The 14,666-nt window shown below is 62.4% G+C and carries 13 protein-coding genes; 6 read left to right on the top strand and 7 right to left on the bottom strand.

The window, feature by feature from the left end; all coding sequences use genetic code 11:
• Positions 1 to 28: 28 nt before the first annotated feature.
• The 3 genes from BSY16_RS27100 to BSY16_RS27090 all read right to left on the bottom strand — a co-directional run bounded on the left by BSY16_RS27100 (position 29) and on the right by BSY16_RS27090 (position 4,132).
• Positions 29 to 2,038, bottom strand: a complete 2,010-nt coding sequence (locus tag BSY16_RS27100; RefSeq protein ID WP_069062880.1) for a putative bifunctional diguanylate cyclase/phosphodiesterase — start codon at positions 2,036 to 2,038, stop codon at positions 29 to 31.
• A gap of 259 nt (positions 2,039 to 2,297) precedes the next feature.
• Positions 2,298 to 3,035 (bottom strand): polysaccharide deacetylase family protein, encoded by a 738-nt coding sequence (locus tag BSY16_RS27095; protein ID WP_069062879.1) that lies wholly within the window; start codon positions 3,033 to 3,035, stop codon positions 2,298 to 2,300.
• Entirely contained in the window at positions 3,032 to 4,132 is a 1,101-nt protein-coding gene (locus tag BSY16_RS27090; RefSeq protein WP_069063730.1) for a glycosyltransferase family 4 protein, read from the bottom strand. The genes BSY16_RS27095 and BSY16_RS27090 overlap by 4 nt, the downstream gene beginning before the upstream one ends.
• A gap of 169 nt (positions 4,133 to 4,301) precedes the next feature.
• Between BSY16_RS27090 and BSY16_RS27085 the strand changes: the two genes are divergently transcribed.
• The 5 genes from BSY16_RS27085 (at position 4,302) to BSY16_RS27065 (ending at position 10,841) form a co-directional block, all read left to right on the top strand.
• Positions 4,302 to 5,645: a nucleotide sugar dehydrogenase gene (locus tag BSY16_RS27085; RefSeq protein WP_069062878.1), complete on the top strand. Its 1,344-nt coding sequence runs from the start codon at positions 4,302 to 4,304 to the stop codon at positions 5,643 to 5,645.
• A 2-nt stretch (positions 5,646 to 5,647) separates the two neighbouring features.
• A complete protein-coding gene (locus tag BSY16_RS27080; protein ID WP_069062877.1) occupies positions 5,648 to 6,133 on the top strand; it encodes a class I SAM-dependent methyltransferase in 486 nt (161 codons plus the stop codon).
• A gap of 5 nt (positions 6,134 to 6,138) precedes the next feature.
• On the top strand, positions 6,139 to 7,794 hold the full coding sequence (locus tag BSY16_RS27075; protein WP_069062876.1) for a metallophosphoesterase family protein: 1,656 nt from the start codon (positions 6,139 to 6,141) through the stop codon (positions 7,792 to 7,794).
• A 39-nt stretch (positions 7,795 to 7,833) separates the two neighbouring features.
• On the top strand, positions 7,834 to 9,234 hold the full coding sequence (locus tag BSY16_RS27070) for a tetratricopeptide repeat protein (protein ID WP_150130159.1): 1,401 nt from the start codon (positions 7,834 to 7,836) through the stop codon (positions 9,232 to 9,234).
• Between the two features lie 152 nt (positions 9,235 to 9,386).
• Positions 9,387 to 10,841 (top strand): NAD-dependent succinate-semialdehyde dehydrogenase, encoded by a 1,455-nt coding sequence (locus BSY16_RS27065; RefSeq protein WP_069062874.1) that lies wholly within the window; start codon positions 9,387 to 9,389, stop codon positions 10,839 to 10,841.
• A gap of 69 nt (positions 10,842 to 10,910) precedes the next feature.
• Here the strand turns inward: BSY16_RS27065 and BSY16_RS27060 are convergent, their stop codons facing one another.
• From BSY16_RS27060 to BSY16_RS27050, 3 genes are all read right to left on the bottom strand, one after another.
• Positions 10,911 to 11,102, bottom strand: a complete 192-nt coding sequence (locus BSY16_RS27060) for a DUF3008 family protein (protein WP_069062873.1) — start codon at positions 11,100 to 11,102, stop codon at positions 10,911 to 10,913.
• A 54-nt stretch (positions 11,103 to 11,156) separates the two neighbouring features.
• Positions 11,157 to 11,366 (bottom strand): hypothetical protein, encoded by a 210-nt coding sequence (locus tag BSY16_RS27055; protein ID WP_069062872.1) that lies wholly within the window; start codon positions 11,364 to 11,366, stop codon positions 11,157 to 11,159.
• Between the two features lie 74 nt (positions 11,367 to 11,440).
• A complete protein-coding gene (locus BSY16_RS27050; RefSeq protein WP_069062871.1) occupies positions 11,441 to 12,166 on the bottom strand; it encodes an endonuclease/exonuclease/phosphatase family protein in 726 nt (241 codons plus the stop codon).
• 87 nt (positions 12,167 to 12,253) lie between these two features.
• Here BSY16_RS27050 and BSY16_RS27045 point away from each other — a divergent pair, with 87 nt between their 5' ends.
• Positions 12,254 to 13,186, top strand: coding sequence for a lysylphosphatidylglycerol synthase domain-containing protein (locus BSY16_RS27045; RefSeq protein ID WP_069062870.1), 933 nt, complete (start codon positions 12,254 to 12,256; stop codon positions 13,184 to 13,186).
• On the opposite strand, the gene BSY16_RS27040 is transcribed toward BSY16_RS27045, so the two are convergent.
• Positions 13,084 to 14,655 carry a phospholipase D-like domain-containing protein gene (locus tag BSY16_RS27040; protein WP_069062869.1) on the bottom strand — a complete coding sequence of 524 codons (1,572 nt, stop codon included), beginning with the start codon at positions 14,653 to 14,655 and terminating at the stop codon, positions 13,084 to 13,086. The two genes, BSY16_RS27045 and BSY16_RS27040, sit on opposite strands and share 103 nt — an antisense overlap.
• Positions 14,656 to 14,666 lie beyond the last annotated feature (11 nt).

Below are 14,666 nucleotides of genomic sequence, written 5' to 3'. Positions count from 1 at the left end.
TCACCCTGCTGAAACAGTTCGGTTTCCGCTACGCAACATCGGCACGGGGGAGCGGCACGACAACCGCCTCATCCGCCTCAAAAGGCATGGGATGGCCGATGAAGTAGCCCTGCGCATAATCGACGCCAATGACGCGCAGCGCCTTGCGAATCTCCACAGTCTCGACGAATTCGGCAATCGTTTTGCGGCCGGCGAGATGCGAGATCTGGTTGATCATCTCGACCGTCATCCAGTCCGCCTTGTCGGTCAGCATGTCGCGCACGAAGCTGCCGTCGATCTTCACATAGTCCACCGGCAGGCGCTTCATATAAGTGAGAGACGACATGCCGACACCGAAATCATCGAGCGCGAAGCGGCAGCCCATGGCGCGCATCGCGTTCATGAAGGCGATGGCCTCGTCAAGATTTTCGATGGCGCTGGTCTCGGTGATCTCGAAGCAGAGCACGTCGGCCCGGACGTGGCTGCGGCGCAGCGCCTCGCGCAGGAACGGCAGGAACGTCTCGTCCTTCAGCGTCAGGCCGCTGAGATTGATGGAATAGGTGCCGGAAACCGCGCCCTTGCGCCGGCCGATGATGTCGAGCGCATGGCTGACGACCCAGCGGTCGATCGACGGCATGAGACCGAACCGTTCAGCGGCAGGAATGAAGGCGCCGGGCGACAACAGCTTGCCGTCTTCTTCAAGCCGGAGCAGGATTTCGCAATGGTCCTGCCGCTCCTTGCCCGTGTCGAGGGCAGCAATCGGCTGGGAGAAGAGCAAGAAGCGGTCTTCCTCCAGCGCACGGTGCAGGCGCTGCACCCAGTTGAGATTGGCCGCGAACTGGGTCTGCGCCGCGTCGGTCGTCTCATAGACATGGACGCGGTTGCGGCCCTTCTCCTTGGCCATGTAGCAGGCAATATCGGCGGCGCGGAGCGCCTCCTGCAACGTATAGGTGTGATCTCCGAGATGGACCACGCCGACACTGGCGCTGATCGCATAGCGGTGCCCGTTCCAGACGAAATCGATCGCCTCGGTGATTTCGCGCAGGCGCATGGCAATGCGCAAGGCATCTTCCGGCGCGCAGTGCGGCAGCACGATGCCGAACTCGTCGCCCCCGAGCCGGGCAAGCAGGTCGGTGCCGCGGATTGCCTTGCCCAGGTCACGAGACACCCGCCGCAGCAATTCGTCGCCCGCGGCGTGCCCGCCATGGTCGTTCACCGCCTTGAACTGGTCAAGGTCGATGAACATCAGCGCATGGCGTTTGCTTGACCCTTCCAGCGCGCGGCCGAGGCTTTCCTCGAACAGCCGGCGGTTTGGCAGGCCGGTGAGATCGTCATGATGGGCGCTGTGGGACAGTCGCGCCTCGATGTCGCGCCGGTGGATGAGAAAGCTGTTCAGCCGCCAGACCGTCAGCAGGATGAACACCAGCGCCATCGCCAGGTTGCTGACAAACAGCACAGTCTGTACCTGGCGCGTGCCTTCGCCGAGACGGTCCGAAAAACGCTTGGTGAGCGGCGTGACGAGGACGTTGATCTCATCGAGTTGCCGCACGATGTCGCGCCGGTCGGCCTCACTGATATGGCTAGAGGTGTCGATCGCCTCGCCGATCGGCAGAAGCTGCATCAACGCGCCTTCTGCCGTGCGCCAGTCATCGATGCAATCCGCCATCACCGGCAGCCAGCGAAAGTAGCGGAACAGCCAGATCACATTCGGAATATCGTCCGGATGGTTGCCACCTTTGAGGAAACCGGCGAAAGCCGCCTTGGTATCCGGCGGATCGGCCTCCAGCGCCAGGCGTGCCTCACGGTCGCCGATCGGGATCGCAATCGCTTGATTGAAGCGAGTGACAAACGTGCGATTGCCGGATTCGGCATAACGGTTGAGGTAATAGAGCGCATCATGCTGGCCCTTCGACCAGAGGCTTTCCCCGGTCACAAAGGCGCGAAGCGATGAGGTGACCTGCAGGCTGAAGGTGGCGAGCGCCGTCTGGAGAAGAACGATCAGGACGAAGGGCCAGGCGACAGCGATCAGGCGAAGCCGCGTCTTTGGTATCTGCTTCATCACAGATACCGCATACGGCTGACCAGCGATCGAAACAGTCTGGCCTCTCTGTGGTGCCCCTCACCGAAGGTAGTCGCTCGCGTCCTGTCCAAGGGCCGTACCTGCCTTGCAATTCATTCCCCGCGATGGCAGCCGTGGCGTCGGCAGCCGTTCCATCGCTTGCAAAGTGGATTGGACCACAAGAGAGTGATCAAAATACTAATACAACCAGAAGATTGCATTCTATCGGACGTTTTCCGTTGGCCGCGTTGGAAAAACCTCACCCGTTTCGGAGCAGGTCTCCGGCGGAGCGCCACGAACAACCGGATTGCGCCGCTGTCGCTTCGAAGATCATCTCCATCAGATTCCAGGCCGCGCCGTCATGCACGAGGTGATGCGTCAGCAGGCCGATCGGCCCGTCATGCAACTGCGAGACACGAATGAGATCGGCGATCACCGCCTCGGTCGGCCGCCCACCACGCGTGCCGCGCCAATCGATGATGTCGACATGCGTATTCAGCACTTTCAGCGGCGCGGGCTTCTCCGGGCCAAAGACCGACAGAACCTCGAAGCCGAGGCCGGGCAGGCCGGCGACAACGGCAGGGGCAATGCGGTTCCACGGCGGCACGAGCATCGGCACAAAACGCCCAGCGTGCAGGGTGATCAAGGTTTCCAAACCTGCGCCGAGTTCCGCCAGAACCTGATCCTCGGGCCGGTGAGCGCCAAGTTCCTGGTTTTTTTCGCCGGAAGATGCATGGTTCTTGTGTGCCCAGCCATGGACAGCAACAGAAGCGTGACTTTCGCCCGCCAGCCGGCCCGACAAAGCTTCACCCGTGAGGGATGGAATGACGGCGAGCAGCACCGGCACCGAATGTGTGGCCGTCAAAGCGAGCAGATGGTTAAGCGCTGCGGTTGGTTCGATTGCATCATCGTCGCGCAGCCAGAGGCTGAGCGGCTTGCCAATATCCGCGCGCCGCGCAATCTCGTCCTGCAAAGAGCGGGTGGCTGCCGTCGTCATAGCTTGCACTCTCCAATATGTCGTCGAAGGATGGTGTCGAGCGTTCTGGTCGCAGCAGAGAGGGAGTGATCGTTCCGGACGCGGTTGCGCGCATCGTCCGCCATGCGTCGGCGCTTCTCTTCGTTACCGAGAAGGTCTTTGATGGCAGCGCCGTACGCCGCGTGATCACCGGGTGTCGTCAGCAGGCCGCTGACGCCGTTCTCCACGACTTCGGGAACGCCGGCCGTTGCCCAGGCCACGACGGGAAGGCCGGCGGCCTGGGCTTCGAGATAGGCAAGCCCATAGGCTTCGCCACATCCCGGCCAGACATAGAGTGCACCCTTCGCGAGGATTTTTGCTACATCGACGGGCTCTTTCTGCCCAAGCCATTCGATGCGGTCCCCGGCAAAATCCGCAAAGAGCGCCACGACGTCGTCGCGTGCCGGCCCATCCCCGACAACCGACAGCGTCCAGGGGATATCAGTGATCTGCCGCAGGCTTGCGGCGAGTGCACGGTAACTCTCCATCTTGTCGCCCGGTCGCATCATGGCGACAGTGACGAGACGAAAAGGCTCAGGCTCCGCCCCTTTTCCGGTAAAGATTTCGTCATCGATGAAGGGTTTCAACGTGGCTATCGCCGCTTCCGGCGCCACGGCGCGAATCCCTTCCATATCCCGGGCGGTCAGGCCGATGTTGACGGTGGCGCCGCGTATCGCGTCCAGCACCTTCGCCTGCATGTCGCGCCAGATGCCGATGTTCCGGCGATGCGAATAGGACGCCTCGACCGTGACGTAAGGCAGGCCGAAAATCTTGCAGAGCGCTGGCCCGATCAGATCTGGCGCCTTGTAGTAGAGGTGGTAGCAGAACCAGAGATCCGGCACGCCGTCTTCCCGCCAACGGGCCGAAAGCTGAGCGATCTCCGTCTTCGCCCGGTCCTGGAGGGCCGCATAACCCGCCTCGTCCGCGCTGTCGCCCAGGAGCGCGCGAAGTTCCGACGCGAGCTCAACATCATGACCGGCACGGCGCAGGCAGGCGATGATCTGCCGCGCCATCAGGCGATCCCCCGATGGAACGGAGTGTTCCGGCGATTTCAGCGGCGCATAGAATGCAATCTTCATGAATGCCGACGGCCTTGTTTTCGCATTCGTCGACAGAGCGACACCGGCGCCCGCACAGCTGGCGCCACGGAGCCAGAACGCAGCGTCACCCATATTTTGCGAGGCTTGACAGGCGGGGTAAACTCTCCCATCTGAACTCGCCGACCCTGTATATGAGCCCGGAGCACGGATGCCAACTGCCTTGCATGCTTATGAAACGCTGCTCGCACGTATCCAGTCGCGTGAGGCGCATATCGGCGTTATCGGCCTCGGTTATGTCGGATTGCCGCTCGCCATCACGGTCGCGCGTGCAGGGTTCAGCGTGACCGGCTTCGACATCGATCCCCACAAGATCGTCGCGATCGATGCCGGGCGCAGCTATATCGAAGCGGTTCCGAGCGACATTCTCGCCGAAGAACACCGCGCTGGCCGATTCGGCGCGACCTCCGATTTCGGCAGGCTTGCCGACTGCGACGTCATCGCCATCTGCGTGCCGACGCCGCTGACCCATCATCGCGATCCCGACATGAGCTTCGTCGAGAAGACCTGCCGGGACATCGTCCGCACGTTGCGGCGCGGCCAGCTCGTGGTGCTGGAATCGACCACCTATCCCGGCACGACCGACGGCCTCGTGCGTCGCACGCTGGAGGCCGCAGGCCTGAAATCGGGCGAAGACTTCTTCCTCGGTTTCTCGCCGGAGCGGGAAGACCCCGGCAACCGGGAATTCCAGACCTCGACGATACCGAAGGTCGTCGCCGGCGATGGCGCCGAGGCGCAGACCCTCGTGGCCGCCTTCTACGGCGCGGTCGTCAAGACTATAGTGCCCGTCTCGTCCACCGCCACCGCCGAAGCCGTGAAGCTGACGGAAAACGTCTTCCGCGCCGTCAATATCGCGTTGGTGAACGAACTGAAGGTGATCTACGAGGCCATGGGCATCGACATCTGGGAGGTGATCGACGCCGCCAGTTCGAAGCCCTTCGGCTACATGCCGTTCTATCCCGGCCCCGGCCTTGGCGGGCATTGCATTCCGATCGACCCCTTCTACCTGACCTGGGCCTCGCGCGCCTACGAGCTGCCGACCCGCTTCATCGAGCTTGCCGGCGAGATCAATTCTGCCATGCCCCGCCATGTGATCGGCAAGCTTGCCGAAGCGCTCGACAGGCGCCTGGGCAAGGCGCTGAGCCGCTCGAAAGTGCTGATCATCGGCCTCGCCTACAAGAAGAACGTTCCGGATATCCGCGAAAGCCCGTCGCTCAAGCTGATCGAACTGATCGAGGAACGCGGCGGGTCGGTCGATTACTACGACCCCTATGTGCCCGAGATACCGCCGACGCGCGAATATGGCGCCTTCAAGGGACGGCCATCGATCGTCTGGAGCGAGGACACGGTCCGGGCGTTCGATGCCGTGCTCATCGCCACCGATCATGACAGCGTCGACTACGCGGCGCTTGCCGCATGGAGCGACCTCATCATCGACACCCGCAACGTCTTCGCACGCCGCAATATCGCCGGCGACGCGATCATCAAGGCATAGCCATGAGCCGTCTGGAAAGCTTCATCCGCCGCATGTCGGCGCAGCGCGACGTGATCAACCATGTCAGCGAAACGCTTCCGCTTCCCACCGAAGGGGGCATTCTGGAGATCGGGCTCGGCAATGGCCGCACGTTCGATCACCTACGTGAAAAATTCCCGGGCCGGCGGATCATCGCGTTCGACCGGGCGCTCGGGGCGCATTCGTCTTCCATGCCGGAGCCGGGCGACCTGATCCTCGGCGAGATCGCACAAACCGCCGAAGCCTATGCCGACGGTACCGCAGCGCTCGTCCATGCCGATATCGGCACGGGCTACGACGAGAAGGACGCGATCACCCTGACCTGGCTGCCGGATATCGTCAGCCGGGCGCTTGCAACAGGCGGCATCGCCATCAGCGGCCTGCCGCTCGACCACGCGTCGCTGGAGCCGTTGCCGCTGCCTGCGACCGTCGACAACCGCCGCTACTTCCTCTACCGCAGAAGGCCCTGACGGCCATGCCGGCTGTCGCCGTCATCGCGGACGCTCACTTCCACGATATCGAAGGCGATTACGATTTCGCCGGGATTTCGCTGAATGGCCGCAAGCTGACGGTCCGGACGTGGGCGGATACCGCCGGCTCGACACGGGTGTTCAACGAGAGTTTCGCGGCGCTCATGGCAGCCCTGGACCGGGTCGTCGCCAAGGGTATCCGCCATGTCGTGCTGCTCGGCGACTATACCGACGACGGACAGCGCGAAACCACGGCAAGCCTCGCCCGCCTGCTCGAACACTACCGCGCCCGGCACGGGCTTTCCTTCTATGCAACGCCCGGCAACCACGACGTCTTCGGACCACTCGGCAAACACCGAGACACCCGCTACGTCGATGCATCCGGCGGCACCACGCTAGTCACGAGCGATGCCGAAAAAGCGGCAAGCGATCCCGGCCAGCCGGTCGTTACACCGAAAATGTACTGCGACGGCGTGCCCGCCGGCCTCATATCCATGCGGGATTTCGGCTATTTCCACCAGCCAGGCTATCTGCACTGGGAAACGCCATTTGGCGAAAGCGACGACCCGGATCTTCGCCAGCACGACCTTGTCTCCGCCGACGGGCAGACCGTGCGCCGGTTGATGGACGCTTCCTATCTGGTCGAGCCGGAGGACGGTCTCTGGCTGCTGCTGATTGACGCCAATGTCTTTGAACCGCGTAACGGCAAGCGCGACATCGCCCGCAAGAAGGCATTCCTCGACAGTTCCGATGCCGGCTGGAACGCGCTGTTGCGCGTCAAACCCTACCTTATCGATTGGATAGCCGACGTCGCACGGCGCGCGAAAGAGCAAGGCAAGCAACTGCTCGCCTTCTCGCATTATCCGGCGATCGATCCCTTCGAGGATGACACGGGAAGCGAAAGGACACTGTTCGGCGAGACGAACGTCGCCAAGCGCACGCCCCATCGACAGGTCGCGGAGACGCTGGCGAAGGCGGGCATCGAGCTACATTTCAGTGGCCATCTGCATGTCGAAGCCCGCTCCGAGCTTGATATCGAAGGCCGCAGGCTCACCAACATCGCCGTGCCCTCGCTCGTCGCCTTCCCGGCAGGCTTCGTTGTCGTCGAAACGGGAGGCAAAACCCCGGTGGTCGAGAGCGTGTCGCTCTCCGGCGACCCCCTCGGTGCCGACCTGGTTGCGCTCTATCGCGCGGAGCACTACCAAATGGGTGCGGAGCCAGATTCTGTCTTAGAAGCTGGCACTTATGGTGATTTCCTCTATCGACACATGCACTCCCTGACCGCTCAGCGTTACCTGCCAAAAGAGTGGCCGCCGGAAATGGCAGCGCGCGTGCGCGGCATGACGCTCTGGGATCTTTGCCAGTTGATGGCAGGCGGCATGGCACATGCCGTCGAGGAACACGCATCGACATTCGGCGCCGATACTACCCGGTTGCGGGGTTGCCCGATGCTGGACCTCGTCGTCGATTGGTATTGCCTGCGCCAATCCCCGGCACAGGCGCCGGGCTATATTCCCGCCGAAAGGCTGGACAGCTACCGGTTCCTTGCGCAAACCTACGGCGACGTGCACGCCCATGCCCCGCAGGAACCGAAAGGTTTCTTCGCGATCTTCCTCGGGGTTCTGGGGCGCAGCCTGGAGCGCTCCTCACGGGAGCCCTAAAACTGAGAAGACCGTCTTCGGTCTCGTCGCTCACCGCCTGTGCGGGTCCTTTCATCGAAACAGGGTCGTACTCGACAGCATGCCTGTCTAGATTCGGTGCCCCTGCGTGCGGTGGAGAGGGTTTCGGCGATGAAAGCTGTGTTTGGTGCGATGATCGTTCTGATGGCGGCTTGCTTCACTCCTGTGGGAGCGCAGGACAGCTTGAGCGGCAACACGCCGATAGAAACGATCGAGAATCTCAACCGAGCGATCCGGCTCGACCCCACCAACCCCATTTCCTACAACAAGCGCGGCATGGCTCACCTGTTTGCAGGGCGCCCCGAACAGGCGGCGGCCGATTTTGCCACCGTCATCGAGATGCTTCCCAACAATGCGGTCGCCTACCAGAACCGCGCCCGGGCCTATCTCGAAGCCGGTGACTTCGGCCGATCCATCGCCGACTTCGACGAGTCCCTGAAACTCGATCCTACATGGGCGGAGAGCTACCAGGGGCGCGGAGTGGCCCACACGAAGTCCGGCGCACTCGACAAGGGCATCGCCGATTTCAACGAGGCGATAAGGCGCAAACCCACCGCCAGCTCCTACACGTCGCGCGGCACTGCCTATGCGATGAAAAAGCAGTTCGACCGGGCGATCGTCGATTTCGACGAAGCTCTGCGCCTCGAGCCGCAGCGCGCCGAGAGCATTCAGAGCCGGGGTTCGGCATGGATATACAAAGGAGAGATCGATCGTGGCATCGCCGACTTCGACAAAGCGATTGAGCTCGATGGCAGGCAGGCGTCCTGGTACAATCTGCGGGGTTCCGCCTATGTCGCAAAAGGTGATTTTGTGCGCGCTGCAGAGGATTTCAGGCGCGCGGTCGAACGGGACCCCGACAATGCGGAGTACCAGCGCAACCTCGGCGTCAGCCACGCCGAACAGGATGACAACAGGCCGGCACTTGCCTATTTGGACAAGGCCCTCGCCCTCAATCCGGGCGATGACGTGGCCCTCTCCTCCCGCGGCTTCGTCCGCTATCGCCTCGGCGACTTCGACGGCGCCTTTGTCGACCTGGACAAGGCCGTCGCGCTCAATCCGAACCATGCCGACCACTACAACAACCGTGGGGAAATCTATCGCCGAGACGGCAAGCTAGAGAAGGCACTGGCAGATTTCGACCGTGCCCTCCAACTCGATCCGCGGCAAAGAAGTGCCCAGCAAAATCGGGCCATCGTTTTCCTCGACAGGAAGCAATACGATCAGGCAATTGCCGATTTCGACACGGTCATCGCGCTGAAGCTCGACAATGAGGAAACCTATTATGGCCGTGCCGTCGCCTTGCGGGAAACAGGGCGGGCCGACAAGGCGGTGGCCGATCTGGAGCATGTGCTCGGACGCAATCCCAACTTCTACAAGGCACGGGACCTGCTGCGGGAAATCAAGAGCGAGACGCCGCAATAGACGGTTCGGCCTGTGATTTGTACCGGTGACAATTCGCCCCCTCCCTGCCGAGATGAACGTCGGGCATTGTCTGGCAAAGAATTCAGCTGTAGCTCCCGAAGATAAGAGCCGGACAGCCGGGAGGATACAACGTGACTCTGTCAAACAATCTTATGCGCCGGCTTGCCGAGCCGGGCCTGTTCGAACGTATCGCTGATGCCGCCTGGCTGGGCAGGCCTACAAATCGGGAAACCTTCGAGGTCTTCAATCCCGCGACGGGCGAAATCCTGGCCGAACTCCCGGACATGGGCGTGGACGAAACCCGCGCGGCGATCGAGCGGGCATCCGAAGCGCAGACGGAATGGGCCGCGCAGACCGCCCGCGAACGCTCGGATACGCTGTGGCGCTGGCACCAGCTGATCGTGCGCCACACCGACGATCTCGCCACCATCCTGACCGCCGAAATGGGAAAGCCGCTTGCCGAGGCGAAATCAGAAGTCTCGCACGCCGCCGCCTATCTGCAATGGTATGCCGAGGAAGCCAACCGGATCTACGGCGAAACCATACCGGCGCCGTCGCGGGATCGCCGCATGCTGGTCATCAAGCAGCCGATCGGCGTTGTCGGTGCGATCACGCCATGGAATTTTCCGGCCTCGATGGTGGCGCGCAAGATCTCGCCGGCGCTCGCTGCCGGTTGCACGGTCGTGCTGAAGCCCGCCGAACAGACGCCGCTGGTGGCGGGTGCGATGTTCGCACTTGCTGAAAAAGCGGGTTTTCCGTCCGGCGTGGTCAATCTCATCTATGCGTCCGATGGCGATGTCGTCGGACGGGAACTCTGCTCGCACCCAAAGGTTCGCAAGATCAGCTTCACCGGCTCGACGGAAGTGGGGCGGCTCCTCATGCGCCAGTGCTCCGATCAGGTGAAGAAGCTCAGCCTGGAACTCGGCGGCAACGCGCCCTTCATCGTTTTCGACGACGCTGATGTGGACGCCGCGGTAGATGGCGCCATACAGGCCAAGTTCCGCAATGCCGGGCAGACCTGCGTCTCCGCCAACCGACTCTATGTTCAGTCCGGCGTCCATGACGAGTTCGCGCGGAAATTCACCGAACGCGTCGAGACGCTTTCCGTCGGCGACGGTTTCGATCCGGGCGTCGCGATCGGCCCGCTGATCGACACGCGCGCCCGCGCCAAGATCGAGGCGCATGTCGCCGACGCGGTCGAAAAGGGTGGAAGCATCCGCTGCGGTGGCCGGCGGATCGACGGCGTGGGTACCTTTTACGCGCCGACCGTGCTGACCGGCATATCTCACACCATGCGCGTGGCCCAGGAGGAAACCTTCGGCCCGCTGGCGCCGATCATCCGCTTTGACGATGCCGACCAGGTGGTGCGCGAAGCGAACGACACGATCTACGGCCTCGCCGCCTATTTCTATGCATCGAACCTCAGCCGGGTCTGGCGGGTGGCGGAAGCCTTGGAATACGGAATGGTCGGGATCAATACGGGCCGCATGTCTTCCGAAGCAGCACCGTTCGGCGGCATGAAACAATCCGGTATCGGCCGCGAAGGCTCGCGCCACGGGCTGGAGGACTATCTCGAAATGAAATATCTCTGCATGGGCGGTATTTAAGCAGTGCTTTCGACACGCCGCCATGCACTTTTTCGGAATTTGACGCCTGCCGCGAGGTTGCGGTAGGCGTCAGTCGGTTTTCGGCACGTGCTCGGGCTTGCCCTTGCGTTTCGTCGATGCCAATTCCTCCAACTGGTTTTCGGACATGGATTTTTCCATGCTCTTTGAAGCCCCCTTCAACTCGCTCTTCTTCATGTCGCCGCGTTTTGCCGCCAGAGCGGCCCCGGCGGCCTTTTGTTGCGCTTTTGATTTTGCCGGCATGACCGAAACCTCCTGTTGAGACCGGGCGTCACGCTTTCCTTTGAGGAGCGTTTTTCACCGCAGCCAGATTGCAACATCGCCGGAAGCGTGATCGCGGTCATCCTTCAAACCGAGCGTTTCGCGGACGAACGTCTGCGCCGCGGCATGGGCTGCCTCCCGGCTCGGATAGGTATCCGGCAAGATGTATTCCTTGCCGGCGCAGCACAGGAGCGCCCGGCAGCTCAAGACATCGAAATGCAACTGGACATCCGAATGGTTTTCCATTTTTTCCTCCTTTCAAGGCAAAACGATAAATTGCGACGACGGACGGAAGTTCCCTGTCTGCCGCGATTTGTCCGCTATCCGATTTCCAGATCGGCACAGAGCGGCAGGTGATCCGAGGCCCGGCGGGCAAGCGGGCTGTCGTGGACGAAGGCTCTGTGCACGCGGATCCCCTCACCGACAAACATGTGATCGATCCGCAGGAGCGGCAGGCGCGAGGGAAATGTCGGCCGCGGCCTGCCACCCGCCTCGACCTGCACGTCACGCAGCCGGCGCGCCACCATCCGATACGAGGCCGAGCGCGCTATGGCATTGAGGTCCCCGGCAAGCAGGACGCGCGACCCCTCCGGCATCGGAGCGCCGAGCCAGCCCGGACCGATCAGAGCTTCTGTCTGCCGCACGCGCTCCGCGCCGAGGAGACCGAGATGGGTGACGAAAATCTGGAGCTTTATCGCCTCGACCGGCACTTCGACCCAGAGCGCGCCGCGCGGTTCTCCGCGCGACGGCAGGCCGTCCGCCTTGACGAGACGTGTCGGAAGCGCCGTCAGGAGCGCATCACCATAGCGCTCCTCCTCGAGATGAAGTGCGGGGTGAAAATGCGACATCATTTGCAGATGCGAAGCAATCGTCTGTGCCTGGTCGATGCCACCGCTGCGGGCGCGCGCCACGTCGACCTCCTGGAGCGCAACGATGTCCGCTTCGCATTCCGCAATCACCGCAGCGATCCGCGCCGGGTCGAGCTTGCGGTCGGTGCCAAAGCAGCTGTGCACATTGTAGGTCGCGATCCTGAGCCGCCTGCCCATGCCTTTCCTTTCAATTGTTTGTCGCCGTCGGAACACGGAAAGGCTTGTTTTCGTTCCCGCTCCACCGAGTGAGGAAAGACAGACCGAATGAATCGCACCCACCTGCTCCACGCGCTTGTCGCCTGCGCCGTTCTCGTCGCCGGCTATCTGGTCTACCGGGCTTTGAACCAGTACTCCTGGCAGGATATCCAGGCTTCAATCGCCGCCATCCCGCGAACGAACATGGTTTTCGCGCTTGCCTTCGCGGCCTGTTCCTATTTTTGCCTGACGCTCTTCGATTTTCTCGGTTTGCGTTACGTCGGCAAACCGCTTGCCTATCCACGCGCGGCGCTCGCCTCCTTCACAAGCCTGTCGATCGGGCACAATGTTGGCGTTGCGGCCCTCAGCAGCGGCGCCGTGCGCTACCGCTTCTATGCACGCTGGGGCTTGAATGCCGAAGAGATCGCCAAGCTGATCGTCTTCTGCGGCGTTACGGTCGGTCTCGGCCTGATCACACTTGCCGGGCTCTGCCTTCTCGTGCTCCCCGGTACGGCCGGCAAGGTTGCCGGGCTGGGAACGACGGCGTCCATCGCGCTCGGCTTCTGCTGCCTTGCGGTGTGCGCCGCTTACCTCCTGCTGGCCGTCTTCGTGCGCGGCGAATTGAAGGTGAAAAGCTGGCACTTTGCCTTGCCGAAACCGCATCTTGCCGCCCTGCAAATCTGTGTCGGCACAGTCAACTTTGCCTTCGTCGCGGCCTGCCTGCATCAGCTTCTTGATGGCGCGGCAAGCTACATGGAAACCACCGCCGCCTATGTCGTCGGCAATCTCACGGCACTTGTGAGCCATGTGCCGGGCGGGATCGGCGTCTTGGAGGCAGCGATTTCCTTCCTGCTCGGGAGTTCCGCCTCGATCGGCGCGTTGATCGCTTTCCGTGTCGTCTATTTCTTCATCCCGCTGCCGTTAGGGCTCGTCTCGCTACTGGCGAGCGAAGCCTTGCTCGGATCGAAGGACGAAGCCGGCCTGCGTGACAATCCAAGCTGACGCCGCGCGAAGGTGTGCGCCGATCGCAGCCATGCAGAAAGAGGCCACCAGGGTGCTACCGGGTCAACAAGCCCCGTTCCGAAAACCGGTTCGATGGCACCCCGGCCCTCAGCCTGCAGAAATGGCCTCAGGCCACGCTCCCGCGTATTGAACGCGTCGATTGCCCCTACAAGAGAGCCTTTCGCACGGACAGCTGCCCCGAATGCGGCAGGCTCCACATCCAGATGTTCCGCCGCGAACCGGTCGCGCAAGGCAACGATGCTCGCGCGTTCCGCATCCGTCCGCGCCTCGATTGCCACGTCAAGCTCCGTATCAAGCCCTTCGCTACGCTGGTTGAGATTGGACGAACCGACGCGCAGGAACACATCGTCGACCACGATGGTTTTGGAATGGATGATGATCTCCTGTTCTGTCCCATCCGGTTTAGGCACGACGGGATAGAAAGCACGCAGGCGACCATGCTTGTCGCATTGGCTGAGCCGTCGGATGAAGCGGTCGCGGTTGGCGCCGAGCACGAGGCGCTCGATCGTGCCGTGGGAACTCAACGTCGAGATCACGACGACCTCCGGACCGACAGGGTCGGCAAGCTTTTCGCACAGCAGGTCGCAAATCGTCTTCGAGGCAAAATACTGGCTTTCGATATAGATGTGCTCGCGCGCCGCCGAGAGCGCGGCAAGGGTGAGGTCCATCGCCTCTCGCGCAGCCGGACGCCCGCGAATTCCCGGCTCGGTTCGGGCAAAGGCGACGCTGGTATTGATCATGTCGGCGGAGAGATCATCAAGGCTCGCGGCACTCTGGCCCGTGCAAACCGGAACCGCCTCGTCGGTGGCGTGTGACCATCGCCGGCGTGCGAGTTCGCCCACCAGCCGCGCCGCGTCCCCATCCATCACCACCTGCATGTCGTGCACGGGCTCGTAGCGCTCGCCCGAAGGCATGGTGCGGCGCGGGTCATCGACGCTGTGGTCGCTGGTGTCCCAGCGTTTCGCCGTCAGGTCGATGCCGCCGACAAAGGCGACACGGTCGTCGACCACGACAAACTTCTGGTGGTGAGAGCCACGGATCGGATGGCGGCTGTCGAAAGCGAGCCTGATGCGGGGATGGGAAGACCAGCGCCGCTTGCGGAACATTTTCAGCGATTTGCCGGAATAGACCGGCCCCATCGCCCAAACGAGGACACGAATGGTCAGATCAGGGCGCTCCTCGACGAGCCTCAGCAGGAAGGCGCCGAGCGTCGGCGACCGTGGTTCTCCCGGGCGAACCGGAATGTCCGGATTGAAATCCCAGCCAACAATCCAGATTTCGTTGCGTGCCTGCTCCAAAACACGTTCCAGCGCCTGGAAATACGCCTCGCCATCAACGAGAACACCGAGCCGGTCGGCTGTTGCCACCTGCCAGGCATTCTGTCCCGGCTGGATGATGGGAGAGCGCGGATTTGCCTCGACATGGAGCGGATATTCTTCATTTCGCACGATCTGCCGCC

The organism is Sinorhizobium sp. RAC02 (assembly GCF_001713395.1).
Lineage (GTDB): Bacteria > Pseudomonadota > Alphaproteobacteria > Rhizobiales > Rhizobiaceae > Shinella.
The sequence above is the reverse complement of the archived record's forward strand: the minus strand, read 5'-3'. Positions and strand labels throughout refer to the sequence as shown.